We start from the raw sequence: 20,272 nt of genomic DNA on the forward strand, positions 1-20,272 counted from the left end.
TGAGTGGGCAAGCTAGACGCTTGCAGACCGTTAAGCCTGTAGACGCTGGATATCGGTGAACAGCCACTAGTTAAGTCAAAAAACCGTGCACAGTCAAATTTATGGCGCACATTGTCTGGATTAACCGGGAATTAACTAACCAAACAGATGGTAAACCTTTGCAGCGCTCTTCGCTTGAGTGATCTGCGACATCTCGTCGACTATCGCCTGACGCTCGCCCATCGTCGCCGTCAATAAATCTTTATAGACCGCCAGCAGACTCTCCAGATTGCTCCGCAGCGCTTCCTCATCGATGGGCGCTTCACTCAGCACCTCATCGACGCATTCACGACACGCCACATCCAGTTCGCCGATCGCATCCCAGTTACGCTCGGCCAGCGCATCGATGAGTGCTTCGCGGGTTTCTTCAATCCGTTGCAGTGCTTGACTCATGGCGTCGTTCCTCGGCTGAAAAGCCTAAAGCGCTGTCTCTTGTGCCGCAATCGCATCCCAGCCACTTTTCACGGTGGTCAGCAGGCGCGCAACTTCATCGATGATTTGCGGATCGTTGCTCAGGTTGGCCTTCAGCAGCTGCGAGTTCATGTACTCGTAAAGACTGTCCAGTTGCTGGATCGCAGCTGGGTCCGGGGCCTTCTCTTCATTCAACCCCTGGCGCAGCCCAGTGATGATGCCGATGGACTTAGTGATCAGGACGCATTTCTGGGCGATGTCACCACGCTCCATTGCACCTTTAGCTTGAGCCAGACGATCAAGACCGCCTTCAAACAGCATCTGGATCAGACGATGAGGGCTCGCCTCGGAGATCTGAGCGTGGGAATTGACCTTCTGGTACGCACGAAGGGCTTTCATCGGATTCATGTTTCTACCTCGTTACCGGCCGTAGTCGGACATTTCTCTATATAGAGTTTGTCGACTGCGTCACATAAAACTTTAATCCGGGCCCGCAGGCCCAAATGTATCTTCACCTAACGCTCAGCGAGCGAACACTCTGCAATTAATCCGATTTCGGATTATTGAGAGAGTTGAGCGTCGTCATGATGCTGGAGCTGCTGGCGTTAAGCTGAGCGATCAAGGTGTCCATCGCCGTGTACTTGGCGGTCAAGGTTGACTGCAAGCTTTCCATGCGGCGATCCAGATCAGCCTGCTGGGTGGTGAGATCGGTCAACTTGGTGTTGAGATCTGTCACTCTGCTAGCCAGCGACCCGGTGGTACCCACGTAGGAGGCGGTAGCTTTAGTCATGCGAGTTACCAGCCCAGTGTCGCCGGTAAACAACTTAGCAATATCGCCGGCTCCTTTGACAACAGCCTTGTCCCACGTCTTGTCATCCAGGCTAAGAAGGCCGGTTTTCTGGTCGGTGGTAATACCCATCTGCGCCAGACTGCTCATGGCACTCGACCCCGAGCTGTTGACCAACTCACTGCGCAGATTGTTGACCAGCTGACGCATGGACGCATCACCAGTTAAGGCACCAGCAGTCGTGGTAGAAGCATCGCCGGTGGCAGTAACCTTGGTCTGAGTATTAATACTGGTCATCAACGCGTTGTAAGCCGTGACGAAGGATTGGACAGAGGTTTTCAGCGTGGCGGTGTTGCTTGCAACGTTGATGGTGATCGGCTTGTCCTTATCTTTGGCCAACAACTCAAAAGACACCCCACTGATGGCGGAAGTGACATTGTTGCTGGTGGACTCCATCGCGATACCGTCGATGGTGTATTTGGCATTTTGTGCTGGCGTGCCTTTGTCATAACCTTGGGCCAGATCCGAGTCACCGCTGAGCGTGATGTCGGTGTCAACGCCCGTTGTATTAGAGCCAATAACCAAACGCGCACCGTTTGCATCACTCAAGACGTTGGCGCTAATACCCTGAGCCGAAAGCTGAGTATTGATCGATTCACGCACTTCCTGCAGGGTCGCGCCGCCCGGCACTATGACGTCGTAACTTTTGCCCGACTGGGTGATCGTCAGAGTTTGATCTTCATCGGTGGAGTTGGAAGAGCCTGATGCCCCACCCTCGAACACCTTGCTGGTGACTTTCGAAGAAGTCGCCAGATCGCTGACCACCACCACGTATTTACCGCTGGAGGCGCCATCACCCAGGGTGACCTTGATATTTTTTTCTTCGGACGAGGTAGCGGCCAGGCCGTTGAAAGCGGCCACGTTGTTCAACTTGGCGATTGCCGCCCGGTAAGTTTCCAGCGCACTTTTCACCGAGCCGACACCCGACAACTGGATAGTCGTGTCTTTTTGCTGGCTGGTGATCTGGGCTTGCTTAGGTGCCTTTTCAGCACCCACCAACGCCTTGACGATGGCTTGGGTGTCGTAGCCCGAACCCGGGCCGGAAATCGTTGAACTAGCCATTGGTAATCTCCTTGTCCTGTGGCTGCCGCTTTATTGGCGAATATTGCCGTAGCTGCAGTCAGAAACACATTTCATGCCAGCTCAGGCTTTCGTATCAAACAGCAGGCTGCTGGCATCACTCAAATTCTGTGCAAGCTTCAAAGCAGTTTCCGATGGAATCTGCCGTATGACTTCGCCACTTTCGGTTGCGACCACCTTGACCACGACTCTACCGGTCGAGTCATCGATGGAAAAATCGAGGTTGCGCTGAGTCGACTGAACGAACTCGCGAATATCGGTTACCGCTTTTTCCAGGGCTACACGCTGAGAGTCATCAGCCACCGCCGGTTCCTGTTTCGCTGCGGGCGGTGCCTGAGTGACAGCAGAGTTGCTTGCCGGAGTCGTACCAGCAGGGTAATGCGCGTTCAGCTTAATGCTCATATCCATGTCATCACCTCAAAACCAAAAAAACGGAAGGGCACGTATACGCGCCCTTCCGTTAGTTAACCGCTACCGATATTACTGAAGCAGCTTCAGAACAGCGGATGGCAGCTGGTTAGCCTGGGACAGGATCGCGGTGGATGCCTGTTGCAGGGTTTGTTGCTTGGTCAGCTCAGCCGCTTCAGAAGCGAAGTCAGCATCTTCTACACGGCCTTTAGCAGCGGTGGAGTTCTGCGAAATGCTCTGCAGGTTGGCCACGGTGCTGGCGAAACGGTTTTGAACAGCACCCAGTTGCGAACGCTGGCTGTCGATCTGCTGCAGCGCGCCGTCCAGTGCCTGTACCGCCTGTTGCGAAGCAGCATTGGTTAGGATGCTCAGGTCGGAAACAGTGGTTTCCATGGTGACTGCAGACTTGGTGCCAGCAGCGGAAACGGCGGTCAGACCCAGTGCGGCTAGACCAGTGCCCGCGCTTCCGTCCTTGAGGGTGATGTCTTTGTCAGCAAACAGATTTAGGGTGCCGTCAGTGTTTTTGCTGGCGTTTACGCCGGTACTGGCGCTGTTGATCGACGCAACGATCGCATCGGTGGTGTCGCCTTTCTTGAATTTGACTTCAACGCCGTTGACGTCGACGGAAGTGTCTTCTTTCAGCTTGGCCTGGGAAGTCCCCGCCGACAGACCCAGCTGAGACAGTGAGCCGCTGGAAGTGTTGGCCAGCTTGATGTCTTTACCTTCGCCCGAAGTGAGGGTCACACGACCTTCTTTAACTGTGGCGGTACCCCCTACACCTGTAGTAGCTGCAAGACTAGACAATACAGTTTTCATTGTGGCGCCTGCAGCCCACGATACATTCGTACCGTTAACGGTGATGGCACCAGCAGAGCTCATCTTTTCTTTATCCCAAGTACCAGTAGTACCAGCCGTCAAGCCGGTCTTGGTTGCGTCAGGACCACCAACGGTGAAGTCTTTCGCCGATGTCAGGGTCAGAAGACCAGCAGCATCGGTTGAAGCTGTAACGCCGGTCTGAGCCGATTTGCTGTTGATCGCGACAGCTGCTGCTAAGCCAGCAGCGGCACCAGCGGCAGCAGTTGTCAGGGTAATGTCTGTGCCGTTGATGTTGATGATTTCGCCAGCAGTTGTTGCCAAAGCGGCAGTGCCGGTAATTGTAGCTTTTGGTTCTGCAGCTACAGCAGCAGTAGTACCCGCGGTCAAGCCAGCCTTGGCCAGACTACCAGCAACGTTGTCCCCCAAAATGATGTCGCGATTCGAAGAAAGGGTTAGAGCGCCGGTTGCAGGATCGGAAAGTGCAGTAACACCAGTAAGCGCGGATTGAGCGTTGATCGCTGTTGCAGCGGAGATACCAGAAGCGCTACCAGCAGCCGCAACACCGAAGGTGATTACAGTTCCGTTGATATCAATCTTGTCGGCAGCGGTAGTCGCAAGTGCCGCACCGCCCGTTACGCTAGCCCCTTTTGGCAATGGCAGAGTCGAACCAGTTGCGGTAGCGCTCAAACCAGCCAACGCAGTGCTATTAACGCTTGCTTCGCTGTATGTACCCTTCAGGCCAGTTGCGCTGATGTCGGTCATGCCGAAGGAGATGGTTTCGTTGGCGTTGGCGCCGATCTGGAAGCCTACGTTGCTGAACGAACCGTCCAGCAGGTTACGACCACCGAAAGTAGTGGTATTGGAAATACGAGTCAGCTCACCCACCTTGGCGGTGAATTCCTGCTGCAGGGAAGTACGGTCAGCGTCGCTTTTATCACCGTTCGCAGACTGCAGGGCGAGTTCACGCAGACGTTGCAGCAGGTTGGTGGATTCTTGCATCGCGCCTTCAGCGGTCTGCGCGATCGAAACACCGTTGTTGGCGTTGGCGATTGCAACGTTCAAGCCTTTCACCTGGTTGCCCAGACGGTTGGCGATTTGCATGCCAGCTGCGTCGTCTTTAGCGCTGTTGATTTTCAGGCCGGAGGACAGGCGGTTCATCGAGTTGCTCAGAGCGTCGGAAGCCTTGTTCAGGTTTTTCTGAACGCCCAGGGAGGTGATGTTGGTGTTTACTGATAAAGCCATGACGAATTCCTCGTTGGTTGGGTGCTGCGGCTTCCGGCCCTGGCAACCGCCGGGTGTGGCCTAGAGAACCTTCGTAATAGTTATCGTCGTGAAAGCAGGTTGCTTGAGCGTTTTTTTGATTATTTTTACTAGCACCGTGCCACTCCTTGAATTTCAAGGCCTTAGATCAGAGCCCCGGAATGCAAAAACGCCCATGACCTCGCGGTCATGGGCGTTTTTTTGGCGTTAATTAACTGGCGCGTCAGGGGCGATGAATAATCGCCGATCCCCAGGACAGGCCTACGCCGAAACCACTGATTGCCACGCGCTTCCAGCTGGAGTCGAACATGTGCTTTTCCAGCAGCAGCGGAATGCTCGACGACACGGTGTTGCCGGTCTCGACCATGTCCTTGATGAACTTCTCCGGCTCGCCTTCGAAACGTCGCGCTACAGCGTCGACGATGGCCGCACTGCCCTGGTGAATGCAGAACGCGTCGACATCCTGAGACGTCAGGCCCGACTCGTTCAGCAACTCGTGCAAGTGTGCTGGCACCTTAAGCAAGGCAAAGTTGAACACCTGACGCCCGTTCATATAGAACACGCCGTCCGTGACCTTCAAGTGAGGTGCGCCGGAACCGTCGGTACCGAACTTGGCTTTGCCGAGCTGCCAGGTGGCGTCTTCACCCATCCAGGTCGCGGTTGCGGCGTCACCGAACAACATAGTGGTATTGCGATCTTCCGGATCGACGATCTTCGAATACGGGTCGGCGGTGATCAGCAGGCCATTCTTCAAGCCTGCAGCTTCCATGAAGCCCTTGATGGCGTAGATGCCGTAGACATAGCCCGAGCACCCCAGGGAGATGTCGAACGCCGCAACATTGGTCGACAGGCCCAGTTTGTCCTGAACGATGGCCGAGGTGTGCGGCAAGCCTTCTTCGTCACCGTTTTGGGTGACGACAATCAGCACGTCGATGGATTGACGATCCAGCTGAGGATTGTTCGCAAACAAGGCATTGGCCGCTTCGACACAGAGGTCGGATGTTTCCTGAGCCGGATCCTTACGCGGCAGGAACGCCGAACCGATTTTCCCGAGGATGAACTCTTCATCCTTCTCGAACTTCGCGCCCTGAGCGTAATTATCCAGCCCACTCGCTGGCACGTAGCTAGCAATGCTTTTTATGCCAATCATTGTGGCTTCCCAATACTAAATAGCTGGAGATCACCGCTCGCAAGACCGAGAGGTACTGACAATACTGGATTTCACCGAGCGAAAAAATACGGCGCAGGCGCTCCAGATATCCTGAAAACACGCCCGACAGGGGTCATTCCCCCGCCCATCCTTTTTTACACAATACAGTGAAGATGCGCTTTATGACTCGCAGGTCACGCATTATGCGTGCCTTGTGCCAAACATCCAGCCACGAACAAGCGATCATTCGCCTGCTGAATGACAAAAAGCACCCATTAATGAGTCGACGGGAGCGCATCAGACATAACCGGCATCAGCGACACCGGCTATCAGGAAGGGATCACAGCTTGTTGAACAGGCTCAATTGGGCGATTTTAACGAATGCCAACTGCGAGGCCTGCAGCAGTGATTGCTGGAAAGCCAAATCAATCGACGCGGTCGCCACATCGGTATCACCAATGGCTTTCTGGGTGCTGGCGTTTGACAGATCCAGGCTGATGTTTTCGGCACTCTGAATATCGATGGAATTCAGACGCGCCCCAATGGCACCGCGTACGCTCAATACCTGCTCGCTCGCGTTGGCCAGATTGCTGACCGCCGAATTCAAAGCATCCTTGAGTTTGATCTGCGCCAGATCGTTGCCATCGGACGGCGTTTCCAGGGTTTGGCGCAACTGACCCAATGTATCGAGTGCGCTCTGTGTCTGGTGGCTGCTGCCACTGACGACAAACTGATCATCCGGCCCCGGAGCGCCAGTAAAATCGAGCTTCACACCCGCCACGGTGATCGTGCCGGAGCCAGCAACCATTGCCCCATCACCAATCGGTTTACTGTCTGCGCTCATCGGCTGGGCATAGACTTTGTAATTGGTGGCATCGGTGAACTTGACGACCACGCCACTGCCGGGAAATCCGTTGACGTAGTCAGCCTGATTGGTGACGCCAGATTGGGTAATCTGAGCCGTCGAACCATTGCTCGGGGTGCGCGATGCGTTGAAGCTATCCGGCTTGGTGCCCAGTGAGAAGATGTGATCCTTGACCTCTGCATCAGGGGTCATTGGCAAGTTCGTGACTGGATCAACGGGCGCCTTGAGTCGCAAAGTGATGTCGAACTCTACACCGCGCAGACTGATGGTCGAGCCACCCTCTTTCTTTGAGTCAAAAGTGCCGTTGCCGGAAACTTCCGACGTGACATCGTTACCGTCTTTGTCTGCAATGGTGTAATGAGTGCTGTCGACAAACTTCAACTCGTAGGGCTCGCCAGCGGTGAAGTTTTTTGTGTAAGCCGCATTCGATTTCATCAAGCCTGCGGATATCGACACAGTGCCGTCATTAGGCTTCGATGGATCTAGCGTCGCCTGAGTGCGCCCGGAGTTAGTCGCCCCCTCAAGAACACTTTTGCCCGTATCGTTGGTGGCGATGGATAGGGTATCCGACACCTGCAGGCTCAACTGGGTGTCATCACCCTGATACGAGTAGGTACCGTCGTTGTTGCGCACATAGGGAGGTGTCGACGTCTTAGAGCCGGAAAACATGTAGTTACCCGCCGCGTCCTTGCTGTTCAGCAAGCCCAACACGTTTGCTTCGATCTCGCCCAGCTCTTCAGCAATGGACTTGCGGTCGGCGTCACTCTTGCTGCCATCACCGGCGCTCAGGGCCAGTTCACGAGCGCGCTGAAGTGCCGTGTTGACACTATCCAGCACACTCTCTTCGTTCATCAGAGAGTTCTTGATGCTGCCCATGTTGTTGCTGTACTGGCTGAGCATTGCTTTTTGCTGTTGCAGCATCAACAACTGCGCAGCCCCAACAGGATCATCACCGGCACTCTGAATACGCACACCTGAAGTGATCTGCTCCTGAGTCTTAACGATCGAAGAAAAATTATTCTGGTACTTGGCCGCACTCGTCTCAAAGTACTGGGCAGTAGAAATACGCATCGTCGAAAACTCCCTTAAAGACTATTGATCAGCGTGCTGAAGGTTTCTTGCGCGGCCTTGATAATCTGCGACGACGCGGTGTAGTACTGCTGGAACTTGACCAGGTCGGCGGCCTCGTCATCCAGGTTGACCTGGGACACGGAACCGACTTCGGACTTGGCCCGGGCCAGGATGGCGCCACTGGCGGTGCTGTCACCCAGGGCCTGACTGGCCTTGGCGCCGACCTGTTCCACCAGTCGGCTGTAGGCGGTGGTCATGCTCATGCCGGCGTTGCCGCCAGTGACGCCGACCGTTGCCTTGGTCTGCAAACCCAACAGTTCGTTGGCGTTGCGGTTGTCTTTCTTGCCGTCGACGTTGAACGCGACTTCGTACTTGTCGTTCTTCGAAGGCGAGCCACTGACCGTGGTGTTGAAGGAGAACGACTTGCCCGCGATCGGGGCGCCCGACGCATCGAGTATCGGCACGTTGATCGTCAGGTCATTGCCCTGGCCCGGCACGATGGTGCCGGTGCCGATGCTCTGCCCTTTCGAGTTGAACACTTCGTAGCCCTGGCTCCCGCCTGCGGCCTCTTTGAAGGTCAGCGTCACCGGCATGGAATTCTTGATGCCGTCTTGCAGCGCAGCGAGGTCCGCTCCGCCATAGATGTCCATTGGAATGGTCAACGCCGGCGGAGTCAGCGCACCGGTACCGCCGTTGCCCGTGTTACTGGTCGCAACCAGCGCACCGGCGAAGGCGAGCTTGTTCGAGTCGGTCATCTGGGTAGTGATCGCGCTTGCGCCGGTGCGGGTCGGGATCACCTTGAACGAATCACCCGCGCTCAGACCGCCACCGTTCAGATCAAGTTTGAAACCGTCGATTTCTGCCGCCGGGGACAGGTCGAACGAACCCATGTCCTTGCCGTCGGAGCGCTTGACCGTGTACTTGTCCGCTGCGGTAAACGTTACCTGATAGTCAAAGGTGGTCAGCGCACTGGAGTTGGTGATCGTGACATCAAGGTTGCCGGAACCGGTGCTGTTGTTCGACGACGCCAGGCTGCGCTGACTGATAGCGGTCAAGCTGTTGATGCTGGAGAACAGCGATGAACCAAACTCGCCATTGGCATCGAGCCCCTGCCCCAACTGGCGGTTGATCTTGTCGGCAACCACAATCGCCGTACGGCCCAGATCATTCATTGCCGGGACCAGCACGTCATCACGATAGCGCAGCAACCCGCCGATCTTGCCGCCGCTGACAACGGAAGTCACGTCGGTGACTGACGACGGGGAGTTCACCTGGATGGTCAACTGACTCTTGTCGATCCCGGTTCGCGCCGTCGTGAGGGTATTGGACGTATTGCCCAACATCAGCGATTGCCCCGTCCCCAAGGAGATGTTGTAACTGCCGTTCTGCTCCTGAACCGTCACGCCGACCAGCTCGTTGAGCGTGCGGACCGCTTCGTTACGCGCATCGAGCAAGTTGCTCGGGCCGCTGCCGGTCGAGCTGCTGGCCTGGGAAATCTGCTTGTTGAGTGAGGCAATGGAGGACGTCAACTGGTTGACCTTCTCGGTCATCGTCGTCAGCTGGCTGTTGATGCCCTCGTTCTGCTGTTGCATCTGCGAGGCCAAGGCGTTGAAGCGGTTGCTCAACGTTTGCGCATTGGTCAGCAGCAGTTGCCGGGCGGCCGTGTCGCTTGGCGTAGCGGCGGACGTTTGTACCGACGAAAAGAAGCTGCTCAAGACCGCGCTGATCCCCGTGGTCTTGTCGGAGAAGAGCTTGTCGAGCGGGTTCACTTGCTCGAGGTAGGCGTTGGCGTCATTGCTCAGCGATGTACTGGTCTGCAGCTGCTGATCGAGATAAGCGTTGTAGACCCGACGCACGTCCGCCAGGGTCGTACCGCTGCCGATGAACACGCCACCGCTCAGATTGGATGTATTACTGCTCTGGATGGTCTGCTGGCGTGAATAGCCGGCGGTGTTGGCGTTGGCAATGTTGTTGCCGACGGTCGCCAACGACACCTGACTGGCGTTGAGCCCCGACATCCCGATATTGAGCAAACTCATGGTTCAGACCTTATACCTTGTGCCTATATAGGCGTGGTGGAAACGCCCGCCGCAGCGTAGTTCTGGTAACTCGTCATCTGCTTGGCTATCTGCGAAATCTTGCTTGCGTAGTTCGGGTCGGTTGCATAACCGGCCTTCTGCAACTCGCGTACAAATTGTTCCGGGTTATCGGCCGACTTCACGACATCTTGATAACGATTGTTGCTTTGCAACAACGTCACCAGGTCGTGGAAGCTGTCCTTGTACGAGTCGTAGGAACGGAACTGCGCCGTCTCCTTGACCATCTCGCCATTCCTGAATTCACTGGTGATGGCCCGCGCCGAATCGCCCTTCCAGCTACTGCTGGCCTTGATGCCGAACAGGTTGTGACTGCTGCTGCCATCCTGGGCCCGCATGACCGATTTGCCCCAACCGGTTTCGAGCGCGGCCTGGGCGACCAGGTAGCGCGGATCGACGCCAATGCGATCGGCTGCTTCCTTGGCCATGGGCAGCATGGCATTGACGAATTCGTCGGCGGAGCTGAAGGCTTTCTTCGGCGGCGCCAGCGGAATCTGCGCCATGGCACGGCCGTAAATCTGCAGGCGGCCGGTCGATGGCGCCTCGGTCTGCGCCGTCAGCCAATCGCCGTTATAGAGCGATCCGGAACCGGTTGGGCTGGTTTGCGGCACTTCGATTTTGTTGATCGCCGAGGAGGCTGTCGCCGCCGGGGTCGATGCCGACGGCACCAGTCCCGCGAGCAAGCGATCCGCCAGTTTCGGCGGCAACGCCAATCGACGCTGATTGATCAACGCCATGTCATTGCGGTGCTCGCCCTCGCCTGCTGCCTGGGGTGCGTGGATCGAGCGCGAAGCCCACAGCGGACGCTGGCCATTGAGGCGCGACAACGGTCCATTGGTGGCAACCGTGCCGGCAGCAATCGGCGTTTCCACGGCAGCTTTCGCTTCGGCCTGCTTGGTGGCGGACGCTGCAGCAGCCTCACCCGGCGCCATCGGTTTGTTCTTCGACATCTGGCGCATCAACACGTCGGCCAGACCGATACCACCGCCCTCGCGGGACATGGAAACAGCGAGTTGCTGGTCGTACATTTCCTGATACTGCTTGGCTTCAGGCGTGTTGAGCGGGTTGTCCTGCCCCAGCGTGTTGGTGGCGGAGCGCATGGACTTGAGCATTTCTCCCAGGAACAGCGACTCGAACTCCTGCGCAACCTTGCGCATGTTGCCATCGCTGTTCTTGTCGCCGACCTTGAGCTGGTTCAGTCGATTCAGGTCCGAATAGGAACCCGAGTCGCTGCTGCTGACCAGACCGCTCTTGAACATATCCATGGTCGTCGTCCTCAGATCACGATCAGATCGGCTTGCAACGCGCCGGCCTGTTTCAATGCTTCGAGGATCGCCATCAAGTCACCCGGTGCCGCGCCGACCTGGTTAACCGCGCGAACGATTTCGTCGAGGGTGGTGCCCGGGCCGAATTTGAACATCGGCTTGGCTTCCTGCTGGGCGTTGACCCGCGAGCGCGGCACGACCGCCGTCTGACCATTGGACAGAGGGCCGGGCTGGCTGACGATCGGGTCTTCGGTAATGGTCACGGTCAGGCTGCCGTGCGTCACGGCCGCCGGGGAAACCTTGACGTTCTGGCCGATCACGATAGTGCCCGTGCGGGAATTGATGATGACTTTCGCCACCGCCTGACCAGGATCGACCTCGAGGTTCTCGATGATCGACAGGTAGTCGACACGCTGGCTCGGATCCAGTGGCGCACTGACGCGAATCGAACCGCCGTCGATGGCCTGCGCGACGCCAGGGCCGAGCATGTTGTTGATCTTGTCGACGATGCGCTTCGCCGTGGTGAAGTCCGAACGGTTAAGGTTCAGGGTCAGGCTGTTGCCCTGGTTGAAGCCGCTCGGCACCGAGCGTTCAACCGACGCACCGCCAGGGATGCGACCAGCCGACGGGACGTTGACGGTGATCTTCGAGCCGTCGCGACCTTCCGCATCGAAACCACCCACCACCAGGTTGCCCTGGGCGATGGCGTAGACATTGCCGTCGATCCCTTTAAGCGGTGTCAGCAGCAAGGTGCCGCCACGCAGGCTCTTGGAGTTACCGATGGACGATACGGTGATATCAACCTGCTGACCGGGCTTGGCGAAGGCAGGCAAATCGGCGCTGATCGACACCGCGGCGACGTTCTTCAACTGCACGTTACCCGAACCCGGCGGCACCTTGATGCCAAACTGCGAGAGCATGTTGTTGAAGGTCTGCAGGGTGAACGGGGTCTGTGTCGTCTGGTCACCGGTACCGTTGAGCCCGACCACCAGGCCGTAGCCGATCAATTGGTTGGAACGCACGCCGGAAATACTGGCGATGTCCTTCAGCCGCTCGGCTTGAGCGCTGAAGGCTGCGGACAACAAAAGGGCGGCCACCGTCAGGTGTTTAAGATTCAAGATGGCCACCTAGAAAGGGAACAGCGGGCTGAGGAAGAAACGGTCGAACCAGCCTGGCTGACTCGCATCGGCAAAGGCACCGGTGCCCGAGTAGGTGATGCGTGCATCGGCGACACGGGTCGAGGAAACGGTGTTGTCGGTGGCGATGTCATCGGCCCGAACCATGCCGGCGATCCGCACCAGCTCATCGCCGGTGTTGAGGGTCAGCCACTTCTCGCCGCGCACGGCGATGATGCCGTTTGGCAGCACGTCGGCAACGGTCACGGTGATCGAACCGGTCAGGCTGTTGCTCTGCCCCGACTTGCTATCGCCCTTGGTGGCGCGGTCGCCGGCATAACCGACGTCCAGGCTCAGGTCACCACCGCCCACCGGGTCATTGGTGCTCAGGCCACCACCGAAAAACGAGCTCAGCCCGATGTCGGTCTTGCTGGTCTTGCCCACCTGCGAGTTGGCGTTTTTGCTCGCCTGTGTCCGCTCGTTCAAGGTGATGGTAATGATGTCACCGACCCGGAAAGCCTTGCGGTCGCTGTACAGGTTCTGTTCGAAACCGGCCTGGTAGATCGAGCCGTTATTGGCGGCAGCCGGCAGCGGCGTGCGCGGCAACACCGGAGCGTAATAAGGGTCATTGGGCTTGGGCGTCGGGGCGACGCAGCCCGCGAGCGCGGTGATCCCACTCAGTGCCAGAACAGATACAAAGCGATTCATGACCCTACCTCACGGTGTTGCAGGCGACCTCATGGTCGCCACATAGACTTGATTACAGATTCTGCGTTACGAACGAGAGCATCTGGTCGGCGGTGGAGATCACCTTGGAGTTCATCTCGTAGGCGCGCTGGGTGGTGATCATGTTGACCATCTCCTCAACGGTGCTGACGTTGGACGTTTCCAGGGTGTTCTGCAGCGTGGTGCCGAAACCGGCGAGGCCCGGCGTACCGACTTGCGGCGCGCCACTGGCAGCTGTTTCCAGGAACAGGTTGTTACCCACGGCTTGCAGGCCGGCCGGGTTGATGAAGTCGGCGGTTTGCAGGTTGCCGATCACCTGGGACGCGGCGTTGCCGGGAACGGTGACGGACACGGTACCGTCGCGACCGACCGTGAAGGTCTGCGCGTCGTTCGGGATGACAATGGCCGGCTCCAGGGCGAAACCGCTGGCGTTGACGATCTGGCCGTTGGAGTCCAGATGGAAAGTACCGTCACGGGTATATGACGTGGTGCCGTCCGGCTGCAGAATCTGGAAGAAACCGCGACCGTCGATGGCCATGTCAAGTGGTTGCTCGGTGGTTTGCAGGCTGCCGGCGGTGAAGTTTTTCTGGGTGCCGACGATGCGCACACCGGTACCCACTTGCAGACCCGACGGCAGTTCGCTGTCCTGGGTCGACTGGGCGCCTGGCTGGCGTTTGATCTGATAGAGCAGGTCCTGGAATTCGGCGCGGTCACGTTTGAAACCCGTGGTCGACACGTTGGCCAGGTTGTTGGAAATGGTGGTCAGGTTGGTGTCCTGGGCGGACAGACCTGTTTTGGCAACCCATAGAGCCGGAAGCATTCGATTCTCCTCGTGCGCCTGTTTTACGGCGCGACGTTCTGGTAATTAGCTGATCTGCAAGACCCGAGCCATGGCCTGGTCGTCTTCTTTGGCGGTGTTCATCATCTTGATGTGCAATTCGAATTGCTTGGCCAGCGCCAGCACCGAGGTCATTTCCTCGACGGCATTGACGTTGCTCGACTCGAGGAAACCGGACACCAGTTTCACGCCGGCATCGGCCTGTGCCGGTTTGCCGTCCTTGGTATGGATCGAACCATCCAGGCCTTTGGTCATGTTCTTGAAGTCAGGGTTGACCAGCTTGATGCGGTCGACTTCGGCCATCACTCGCGGGCCTTCGCCCATCGCACGGATGCTGATGGTGCCGTCCTCGCCAACTTCGATCTGTTGCTCGGGCGGCACGGCAATCGGTCCACCGTTGCCCATCACCGGCATACCGTTACCGGCCCGCAGCACGCCAAGGGCGTCGACGTTCAGGCTGCCGGTGCGCACATAGCTTTCACCACCATCCGGGTTCTGCACGGCGATCCAGCCATTGCCCTGAACCGCCACATCGAGATCACGACCGGTTTCCACCAGGGACCCGGCGGAGAAATCGGTGGCCGGACGCTCGGACATGGCAAACGCACGCGCCGGAAAGCTGTCGCCGAACACCGGCATCGAGCGCGCTTGCTCCAGGTCTTTCTGAAAACCGTTGGTGGAGATGTTCGCCAGGTTGTTCGCATGAGCCTTTTGCGCCAATGCATTCTGGCTGGCGCCGGTCATCGCTACATAAAGGTACTTGTCCACACTCTTTCCTCTGCATGCCGGACGTTTGCCGCCCACTGCTGTACTGCTGAGCCATAAGCAATTTGCAGACCAACTTTTTTCTGGCGGCACCGGACCCGGCAAACAAAGGACTTGAGGGGTTTCAGGAGGAAAGGAGGAATGTAGAGAAGACGAAAAACCGGCGGTGTTATGCCGCTACGCGGCAACGGCTCTGTGAAAACAGCGAGGTACCTGTAGCAGCTGTCGAGCCTGCGAGGCTGCGTTCGGCTGCGCAGCAGTCGCAAAACTAACGAATGCGTTTTACCTGAATGTTCGCGGGGAACGAACTGACGACTGCTGCGCAGCCGAACGCAGCCTCGCAGGCTCGACAGCTGCTACAGAGATCTATGCAGGGCCCGAATCCTTGCCCACCTCATACTCGCGCAACTTGTTGGCAATCGTGGTGTGCGAAACCCCCAACCGCTTGCCCAGCTGCCGGCTGCTTGGATGCTCGGAATACAGGCGCTCCAGCACTGCCTTTTCAAACCGGCCGACGATTTCGTCCAACCCGCCTTCCAGCGAAAAATCGCCCAGGGGCTGACGCACGCCATAGTCCGGCAGACGAATATGTTCCGCCTTGACGGTGCCGCCTTCGCACAGGGAAACCGCCTGGAACAAGACGTTCTCCAGCTGCCGCACATTACCGGGCCAATGGTAATGACTGAGCCGCTCCATGGCCGCTGGCGCCAACTTCGGCAACGGGCAGCCGATCTGCCGACTGGCCTGATCAAGAAAGTGCTCAACCAGCGGCGTCAGACCATCCAGACACTCTCGCAGCGGCGGGATGTGCAGAGACAGTACATTCAAGCGGTGGTACAGGTCCTGGCGAAACTCACCGCGCGCGCACAGTTCGGACAAATCCACCTGGGTCGCGCAAATCACTCGCACATCGAGGTAAACCTCTTCATCGCTGCCGACACGACGGAAGCATCCGTCCTGCAAGAAGCGCAGCAATTTCACCTGCAAGCGCGGGCTCATTTCGCCGACGCCATCGAGAAACAACGTACCGCCCGCCGTCAATTCCAGCAGCCCGAGCTTGCCTTCAGCCCGCGCGCCCTCGAAGGCGCCGGGACCGTAGCCGAACAGTTCGGTCTCGGCCATGGACTCTGGCAGGCCGGCACAGTTGAGCGCCATCAGCGGCGATTGACCGCGAGGACTGGCCAGGTGACAAGCCCGCGCCAACAGCTCTTTGCCCGTGCCGGTTTCCCCTTCTATTAAGAGTGGCGCATCCAGCGGCGCCATGCGTCGGGCTTCGCGGACCACGGCGGCCATCACCTTCGAGCTTTGGAAAATGCTGTCGAATCCACGCAATTCCTGCTTGCGCACGTTGTAGATGCGCTCGCCCACCCGATCCGCGCGGTGCAGCGTGAGTACTGCGCCGGCCATGGCCTCGCTGTCATCGTGTTCCGATTGCAGCGGTGCGATGTCCGCCAGGAACACATCGCCTTTTACCTTCACTCGCAACCCGTTGATCCGCGACTTGTTGGCGCGGACAAGTTCTGGCAGGTCGAAATCCTCAGCGTAACGGGACAAGGGAATGCCCGGCACTTCGTCCACCCGCACGCCGAGCAACTGTGCCGCCGCACGATTAGCCGCGACAATCGAGCCACCCATGTCGATCGACAACACCGGAAATTCCAGCGCACCGAGCAAGGCATTGAGCTCCATGTGCCGACGCTCGCTGGGCATCAGCCCGACACGCTTGACGCCAAATACACCGGCGATGGATTCAAATTTCGCCCGCAACGCCTGGAACTGGAGGTTGATCAGGTTTGGGCAGTGCAGGTAGATCGCATTCCCATGCTCCCCCCCCACTTCGCCGCGAGCGACGTTGATCCCGTACTCCACCAGCAGGTTGAGAATGTCGCGCAGAATGCCGATGCGGTTCTGGCAGTGGACTTTGATACGCATATGAAGGCCCGAAAAACGGTGAATGTGGAGTGAATCGCGCCGGCAAACTGTAGGAGCGAGCCTGCTCGCGATAGCGGTGGATCATGCAATTGGGATGTTGCCTGAAACACCGCTATCGCGAGCAGGCTCACTCCTACAGAGTGAGTTGCTGTTCTGTAGAGAAGGATTTTCTGCCAAGACGCGCAGATAGTCGTCAAGATTATGTGACACCTACAGCGCTTTTCAAACTCGAAAAACTCAATAACTGCGCCACAGCAGAACATCCGTAACGAAAACTTTACGAATTGATAAGAATTTTCCTACTTGGTGCTACTACGTGCGGCTGCATCGCCACGCACCATGGGGTATTTCTAACTCCATAGCTGAACATAACAAGAACGAAATCCCCTAGCAGGAGAGCAGCATGAATCAGACGCAATACGTGGCTCGCGAGCCCGATGCGCAAGGTTTTATCGATTACCCCGCCGAAGAACACGCGGTGTGGAACACGTTGATCACTCGCCAACTGAAAGTGATCGAGGGTCGTGCGTGCCAGGAGTACCTGGACGGTATCGAAAAACTCGGTCTGCCCCACGACCGCATTCCGCAACTCGGCGAAATCAACAAGGTCCTCGGTGAAACCACCGGCTGGCAAGTCGCCCGCGTTCCGGCACTGATTCCCTTCCAGACGTTTTTCGAACTGCTGGCCAACAAGCAATTCCCCGTCGCGACCTTCATTCGTACCCGTGAAGAACTGGATTACCTCCAGGAGCCGGACATTTTCCATGAGATCTTTGGCCACTGTCCGCTGCTGACCAATCCCTGGTTCGCCGAATTTACCCACACCTACGGCAAACTCGGCCTGCAGGCGAGCAAGGAAGAACGCGTGTACCTGGCGCGTCTTTACTGGATGACCATCGAGTTCGGCCTGGTCGACACGCCTCAAGGCCAGCGAATCTATGGCGGCGGCATCCTCTCTTCGCCGAAAGAAACCGTTTACTGCCTGTCGGACGAGCCTGAGCATCAAGCCTTCGACCCTCTGGAATGCATGCGCACGCCTTACCGCATCGACATTCTGCAGCCGCTGTATTTTGTCCTGCCAAATCTCAAGCGCCTGTTCGACCTCGCCCACGAAGACATCATGGGCATGGTCCAGCAGGGCATGCAGCTTGGTTTGCACGCACCGAAATTTCCGCCCAAGCCCAAAGCGGCCTGAGCAGATCCCGCTCGCGACTTGCGCGCAAAGATAGTAATTTCCAACAAGAATCGAATTCAGGAACACACCATGAACGCTCTGAACCAAGCCCATTGCGAAGCCTGCCAAGCCGGCGCCCCTCAAGTCAGCGATGAAGAACTGCCGGTACTGATCAAGCAGATTCCAGACTGGAACATCGAAGTTCGCGACAGCATCATGCAGCTGGAAAAAGTCTTCCTGTTCAAGAATTTCAAGCACGCACTGGCGTTTACCAATGCGGTCGGCGAGATCTCTGAGGCGGAAGGTCACCACCCGGGCCTGCTGACCGAATGGGGCAAAGTCACCGTGACCTGGTGGAGCCACTCCATCAAAGGCCTGCACCGCAATGACTTCATCATGGCCGCGCGCACTGACGAAGTGGCCAAGGACGCCGAGGGCCGCAAGTAATGCACTTCGACGCCATCGGCCGGGTGCCCGGCGATCCGATTCTCGGTTTGATGGAGGCCTATGCGCAGGACCCGAATCCGCGCAAATTCGACCTCGGCGTGGGTGTCTACAAAGACGCCCAAGGCCTGACGCCCATTCCGCAAGCGGTGAAACTGGCCGAGGCGCGGCTGGTGGACCGTCAGTCCACCAAAACCTATATCGGTGGTCATGGCGAGCCGGCGTTTGGCAAAGCGATCAACGAGTTGGTGCTGGGCGCGGATTCCGCGCTGATCTCGGAACAACGAGCCGGCGCGACCCAGACACCGGGTGGCACTGGCGCACTGCGCCTGAGCGCGGACTTCATCGCCCAATGCCTTCCGGGGCGCGGCGTGTGGCTGAGCAATCCGACCTGGCCGATTCACGAAACCATCTTCGCGACAGCCGGGGTCAAGGTCAGCCACTACCCTTACGTCGGCAAGGATAACCGTCTCGACGTCGAGGCGATGCTGGCGGTCCTTAACGGAGTGCCCATGGGCGACGTGGTGTTGCTGCATGCTTGCTGCCACAACCCGACCGGCTTCGATCTGTCCCATGACGATTGGCGTCGCGTGCTGGACATCGTGCGCAGTCGCGATTTGTTGCCGCTGATCGACTTCGCCTACCAGGGTTTTGGCGATGGCCTGGAGCAGGATGCCTGGTCGACCCGGCTGTTCGCTGCCGAGTTGCCGGAGGTGCTGATCACCAGTTCGTGCTCAAAGAACTTCGGCCTGTATCGGGATCGCACTGGCGCGCTGATTGTCTGTGCGAAAACCGCTGACAAATTGGTGGACGTTCGCAGCCAGCTGGCCAACATTGCCCGCAACCTGTGGTCGACGCCGCCAGATCATGGCGCTGCAGTGGTAGCGACCATTCTTGGTGATCCTGAACTGAAAAGCCTGTGGGCCGACGAAGTGGAGGCCATGCGCCTGCGGATCGCCCAACTGCGCAGCGGCCTGGTCGAAGCGCTTGAGCCTCACGGACTGCGTGAACGTTTTGCGCACATTGGGGTGCAACGCGGGATGTTCTCCTACACCGGCTTGACGCCTGAGCAGGTGAAGAACCTGCGTGATCACCACAGCGTCTACATGGTCGGTACTGGCCGGGCGAACGTGGCAGGAATAGACGCTACGCGCCTGGACCTGTTAGCCGAGGCGATTGCCGAGGTCTGCAAGTAGCTTGAGTAACAGCAAGCTCCCTTGTGAGGGAGCTTGCTACCGCTCGGCTGCGCAACAGTCGTAAATTCACCCTCGATGAATCTGTTGCACCGCGTTGTCTGGCAGTGGGGCCGCTTCGCAGCCCAGCGGCAGCAAGCTCTCCCTCGCGACATCCGGTCTCAATTAAGTTCCCGGCTGCGGCCATCTGTCGCAGAAATCCCAGATAAAAGTCTATTTGTCATTTCTCCTGCTGTATCCTGCGCAAGCTTTGTAAAAGCGCGGATCTACCAGATCTATCAACAGACTTTGCGAGGAGCGCGAACCATGCACGAGATCCCTAATCTCCCCTTCCCAAGCCTGCACGAAACTGAGCAGACAACCACGCAACAAGCCGGCGCCCAACAGCCCGAGCCGAAAGAAGCCACTGACAGTCGCAAGGCTGACAGCGAAGACTGATACACCGCACTACCAGACCGTGTGGAAAGCGCTAACATGCGCTTTCCACACTGCCTGAAACCCGAGCCCCCCATGTCTGACGAATTCAGCGAAGAGCAAGCCAGCGCATTGATCGGCACCGCCGAGAAAATGATCGAGATCTGGAATCGCCTCTCCCCCGAAAAACAAGCCGCCCTGCTCGCCCGTTTCGGCAGCGAAGAAAATGCCTTGGCCGCCCTGGTCACGACGCAACTGGTTGCCCCTGCCAAACCCTGATCAGCCCATCCGGCAAATAGTTTTACTTTTTCACGACCTGCGGCCGCTCGCGCCGCTATCATAAGCTGCCTATCTATCCTGCTT

General features: G+C 57.8%; 19 protein-coding genes. 5 read left to right on the forward strand and 14 right to left on the reverse strand.

What is annotated here, in order from left to right; translation table 11 throughout:
• Positions 1–135 precede the first annotated feature (135 nt).
• From fliT to H7698_RS04190, 14 genes are all read right to left on the reverse strand, one after another.
• Positions 136–432: a flagellar protein FliT gene (gene fliT / locus H7698_RS04125; protein ID WP_194690659.1), complete on the reverse strand. Its 297-nt coding sequence runs from the start codon at positions 430–432 to the stop codon at positions 136–138.
• A 24-nt stretch (positions 433–456) separates the two neighbouring features.
• The gene (gene fliS, locus H7698_RS04130; protein WP_194690660.1) at positions 457–858 is read right to left on the reverse strand and encodes a flagellar export chaperone FliS; all 402 of its coding nucleotides are present in this window, start codon (positions 856–858) and stop codon (positions 457–459) included.
• Between the two features lie 136 nt (positions 859–994).
• Positions 995–2,359: a flagellar filament capping protein FliD gene (gene fliD / locus H7698_RS04135; RefSeq protein WP_194690661.1), complete on the reverse strand. Its 1,365-nt coding sequence runs from the start codon at positions 2,357–2,359 to the stop codon at positions 995–997.
• A gap of 81 nt (positions 2,360–2,440) precedes the next feature.
• Complete coding sequence (locus tag H7698_RS04140; RefSeq protein WP_194690662.1) at positions 2,441–2,785, reverse strand: flagellar protein FlaG; 345 nt, start codon at positions 2,783–2,785, stop codon at positions 2,441–2,443.
• 72 nt (positions 2,786–2,857) lie between these two features.
• Positions 2,858–4,843 carry a flagellin N-terminal helical domain-containing protein gene (locus tag H7698_RS04145; protein ID WP_194690663.1) on the reverse strand — a complete coding sequence of 662 codons (1,986 nt, stop codon included), beginning with the start codon at positions 4,841–4,843 and terminating at the stop codon, positions 2,858–2,860.
• 241 nt (positions 4,844–5,084) lie between these two features.
• The gene (locus H7698_RS04150; RefSeq protein WP_194690664.1) at positions 5,085–6,011 is read right to left on the reverse strand and encodes a ketoacyl-ACP synthase III; all 927 of its coding nucleotides are present in this window, start codon (positions 6,009–6,011) and stop codon (positions 5,085–5,087) included.
• 340 nt (positions 6,012–6,351) lie between these two features.
• A complete protein-coding gene (locus H7698_RS04155; RefSeq protein ID WP_194690665.1) occupies positions 6,352–7,947 on the reverse strand; it encodes a flagellar hook-associated protein 3 in 1,596 nt (531 codons plus the stop codon).
• A 14-nt stretch (positions 7,948–7,961) separates the two neighbouring features.
• Positions 7,962–9,986 (reverse strand): flagellar hook-associated protein FlgK, encoded by a 2,025-nt coding sequence (flgK, locus tag H7698_RS04160; RefSeq protein WP_194690666.1) that lies wholly within the window; start codon positions 9,984–9,986, stop codon positions 7,962–7,964.
• Positions 9,987–10,009: 23 nt separating this feature from the next.
• Complete coding sequence (gene flgJ, locus H7698_RS04165; protein ID WP_194690667.1) at positions 10,010–11,308, reverse strand: flagellar assembly peptidoglycan hydrolase FlgJ; 1,299 nt, start codon at positions 11,306–11,308, stop codon at positions 10,010–10,012.
• A gap of 11 nt (positions 11,309–11,319) precedes the next feature.
• Entirely contained in the window at positions 11,320–12,429 is a 1,110-nt protein-coding gene (locus H7698_RS04170) for a flagellar basal body P-ring protein FlgI (protein ID WP_162440436.1), read from the reverse strand.
• A gap of 6 nt (positions 12,430–12,435) precedes the next feature.
• Positions 12,436–13,131, reverse strand: a complete 696-nt coding sequence (gene flgH / locus H7698_RS04175) for a flagellar basal body L-ring protein FlgH (protein WP_162440425.1) — start codon at positions 13,129–13,131, stop codon at positions 12,436–12,438.
• 52 nt (positions 13,132–13,183) lie between these two features.
• The gene (gene flgG / locus H7698_RS04180) at positions 13,184–13,969 is read right to left on the reverse strand and encodes a flagellar basal-body rod protein FlgG (protein WP_045058874.1); all 786 of its coding nucleotides are present in this window, start codon (positions 13,967–13,969) and stop codon (positions 13,184–13,186) included.
• Between the two features lie 45 nt (positions 13,970–14,014).
• Positions 14,015–14,755: a flagellar basal body rod protein FlgF gene (locus tag H7698_RS04185; protein ID WP_162440426.1), complete on the reverse strand. Its 741-nt coding sequence runs from the start codon at positions 14,753–14,755 to the stop codon at positions 14,015–14,017.
• A 363-nt stretch (positions 14,756–15,118) separates the two neighbouring features.
• Positions 15,119–16,684, reverse strand: a complete 1,566-nt coding sequence (locus H7698_RS04190; protein ID WP_194690668.1) for a sigma-54-dependent transcriptional regulator — start codon at positions 16,682–16,684, stop codon at positions 15,119–15,121.
• A gap of 403 nt (positions 16,685–17,087) precedes the next feature.
• Here H7698_RS04190 and phhA point away from each other — a divergent pair, with 403 nt between their 5' ends.
• The 5 genes from phhA (at position 17,088) to H7698_RS04210 (ending at position 20,188) form a co-directional block, all read left to right on the forward strand.
• Positions 17,088–17,879: a phenylalanine 4-monooxygenase gene (gene phhA / locus H7698_RS04195; protein WP_194690669.1), complete on the forward strand. Its 792-nt coding sequence runs from the start codon at positions 17,088–17,090 to the stop codon at positions 17,877–17,879.
• A gap of 69 nt (positions 17,880–17,948) precedes the next feature.
• The gene (locus tag H7698_RS04200) at positions 17,949–18,305 is read left to right on the forward strand and encodes a 4a-hydroxytetrahydrobiopterin dehydratase (RefSeq protein ID WP_162440429.1); all 357 of its coding nucleotides are present in this window, start codon (positions 17,949–17,951) and stop codon (positions 18,303–18,305) included.
• On the forward strand, positions 18,305–19,498 hold the full coding sequence (locus H7698_RS04205) for an amino acid aminotransferase (RefSeq protein ID WP_194690670.1): 1,194 nt from the start codon (positions 18,305–18,307) through the stop codon (positions 19,496–19,498). The genes H7698_RS04200 and H7698_RS04205 overlap by 1 nt, the downstream gene beginning before the upstream one ends.
• 303 nt (positions 19,499–19,801) lie before the next feature.
• Positions 19,802–19,933 (forward strand): hypothetical protein, encoded by a 132-nt coding sequence (locus tag H7698_RS31600; protein WP_268932884.1) that lies wholly within the window; start codon positions 19,802–19,804, stop codon positions 19,931–19,933.
• 72 nt (positions 19,934–20,005) lie between these two features.
• Positions 20,006–20,188, forward strand: coding sequence for a hypothetical protein (locus H7698_RS04210; RefSeq protein WP_162440431.1), 183 nt, complete (start codon positions 20,006–20,008; stop codon positions 20,186–20,188).
• The last annotated feature ends 84 nt before the right edge of the window (positions 20,189–20,272 follow it).

The organism is Pseudomonas sp. p50(2008), assembly GCF_015351605.1.
Classification (GTDB): domain Bacteria; phylum Pseudomonadota; class Gammaproteobacteria; order Pseudomonadales; family Pseudomonadaceae; genus Aquipseudomonas.

What these genes read in the sequence shown, in the direction of transcription:
- fliT (WP_194690659.1), bottom strand. Translation starts at nt 432, where the DNA reads ATGAGTCAAGCACTGCAACGGATTGAAGAAACCCGCGAAGCACTCATC.
- fliS (WP_194690660.1), bottom strand. Translation starts at nt 858, where the DNA reads ATGAATCCGATGAAAGCCCTTCGTGCGTACCAGAAGGTCAATTCCCAC.
- fliD (WP_194690661.1), bottom strand. Translation starts at nt 2,359, where the DNA reads ATGGCTAGTTCAACGATTTCCGGCCCGGGTTCGGGCTACGACACCCAA.
- H7698_RS04140 (WP_194690662.1), bottom strand. Translation starts at nt 2,785, where the DNA reads ATGGATATGAGCATTAAGCTGAACGCGCATTACCCTGCTGGTACGACT.
- H7698_RS04145 (WP_194690663.1), bottom strand. Translation starts at nt 4,843, where the DNA reads ATGGCTTTATCAGTAAACACCAACATCACCTCCCTGGGCGTTCAGAAA.
- H7698_RS04150 (WP_194690664.1), bottom strand. Translation starts at nt 6,011, where the DNA reads ATGATTGGCATAAAAAGCATTGCTAGCTACGTGCCAGCGAGTGGGCTG.
- H7698_RS04155 (WP_194690665.1), bottom strand. Translation starts at nt 7,947, where the DNA reads ATGCGTATTTCTACTGCCCAGTACTTTGAGACGAGTGCGGCCAAGTAC.
- flgK (WP_194690666.1), bottom strand. Translation starts at nt 9,986, where the DNA reads ATGAGTTTGCTCAATATCGGGATGTCGGGGCTCAACGCCAGTCAGGTG.
- flgJ (WP_194690667.1), bottom strand. Translation starts at nt 11,308, where the DNA reads ATGGATATGTTCAAGAGCGGTCTGGTCAGCAGCAGCGACTCGGGTTCC.
- flgH (WP_162440425.1), bottom strand. Translation starts at nt 13,131, where the DNA reads ATGAATCGCTTTGTATCTGTTCTGGCACTGAGTGGGATCACCGCGCTC.
- flgG (WP_045058874.1), bottom strand. Translation starts at nt 13,969, where the DNA reads ATGCTTCCGGCTCTATGGGTTGCCAAAACAGGTCTGTCCGCCCAGGAC.
- H7698_RS04190 (WP_194690668.1), bottom strand. Translation starts at nt 16,684, where the DNA reads ATGCGTATCAAAGTCCACTGCCAGAACCGCATCGGCATTCTGCGCGAC.
- phhA (WP_194690669.1), top strand. Translation starts at nt 17,088, where the DNA reads ATGAATCAGACGCAATACGTGGCTCGCGAGCCCGATGCGCAAGGTTTT.
- H7698_RS04200 (WP_162440429.1), top strand. Translation starts at nt 17,949, where the DNA reads ATGAACGCTCTGAACCAAGCCCATTGCGAAGCCTGCCAAGCCGGCGCC.
- H7698_RS04205 (WP_194690670.1), top strand. Translation starts at nt 18,305, where the DNA reads ATGCACTTCGACGCCATCGGCCGGGTGCCCGGCGATCCGATTCTCGGT.
- H7698_RS31600 (WP_268932884.1), top strand. Translation starts at nt 19,802, where the DNA reads ATGCACGAGATCCCTAATCTCCCCTTCCCAAGCCTGCACGAAACTGAG.
- H7698_RS04210 (WP_162440431.1), top strand. Translation starts at nt 20,006, where the DNA reads ATGTCTGACGAATTCAGCGAAGAGCAAGCCAGCGCATTGATCGGCACC.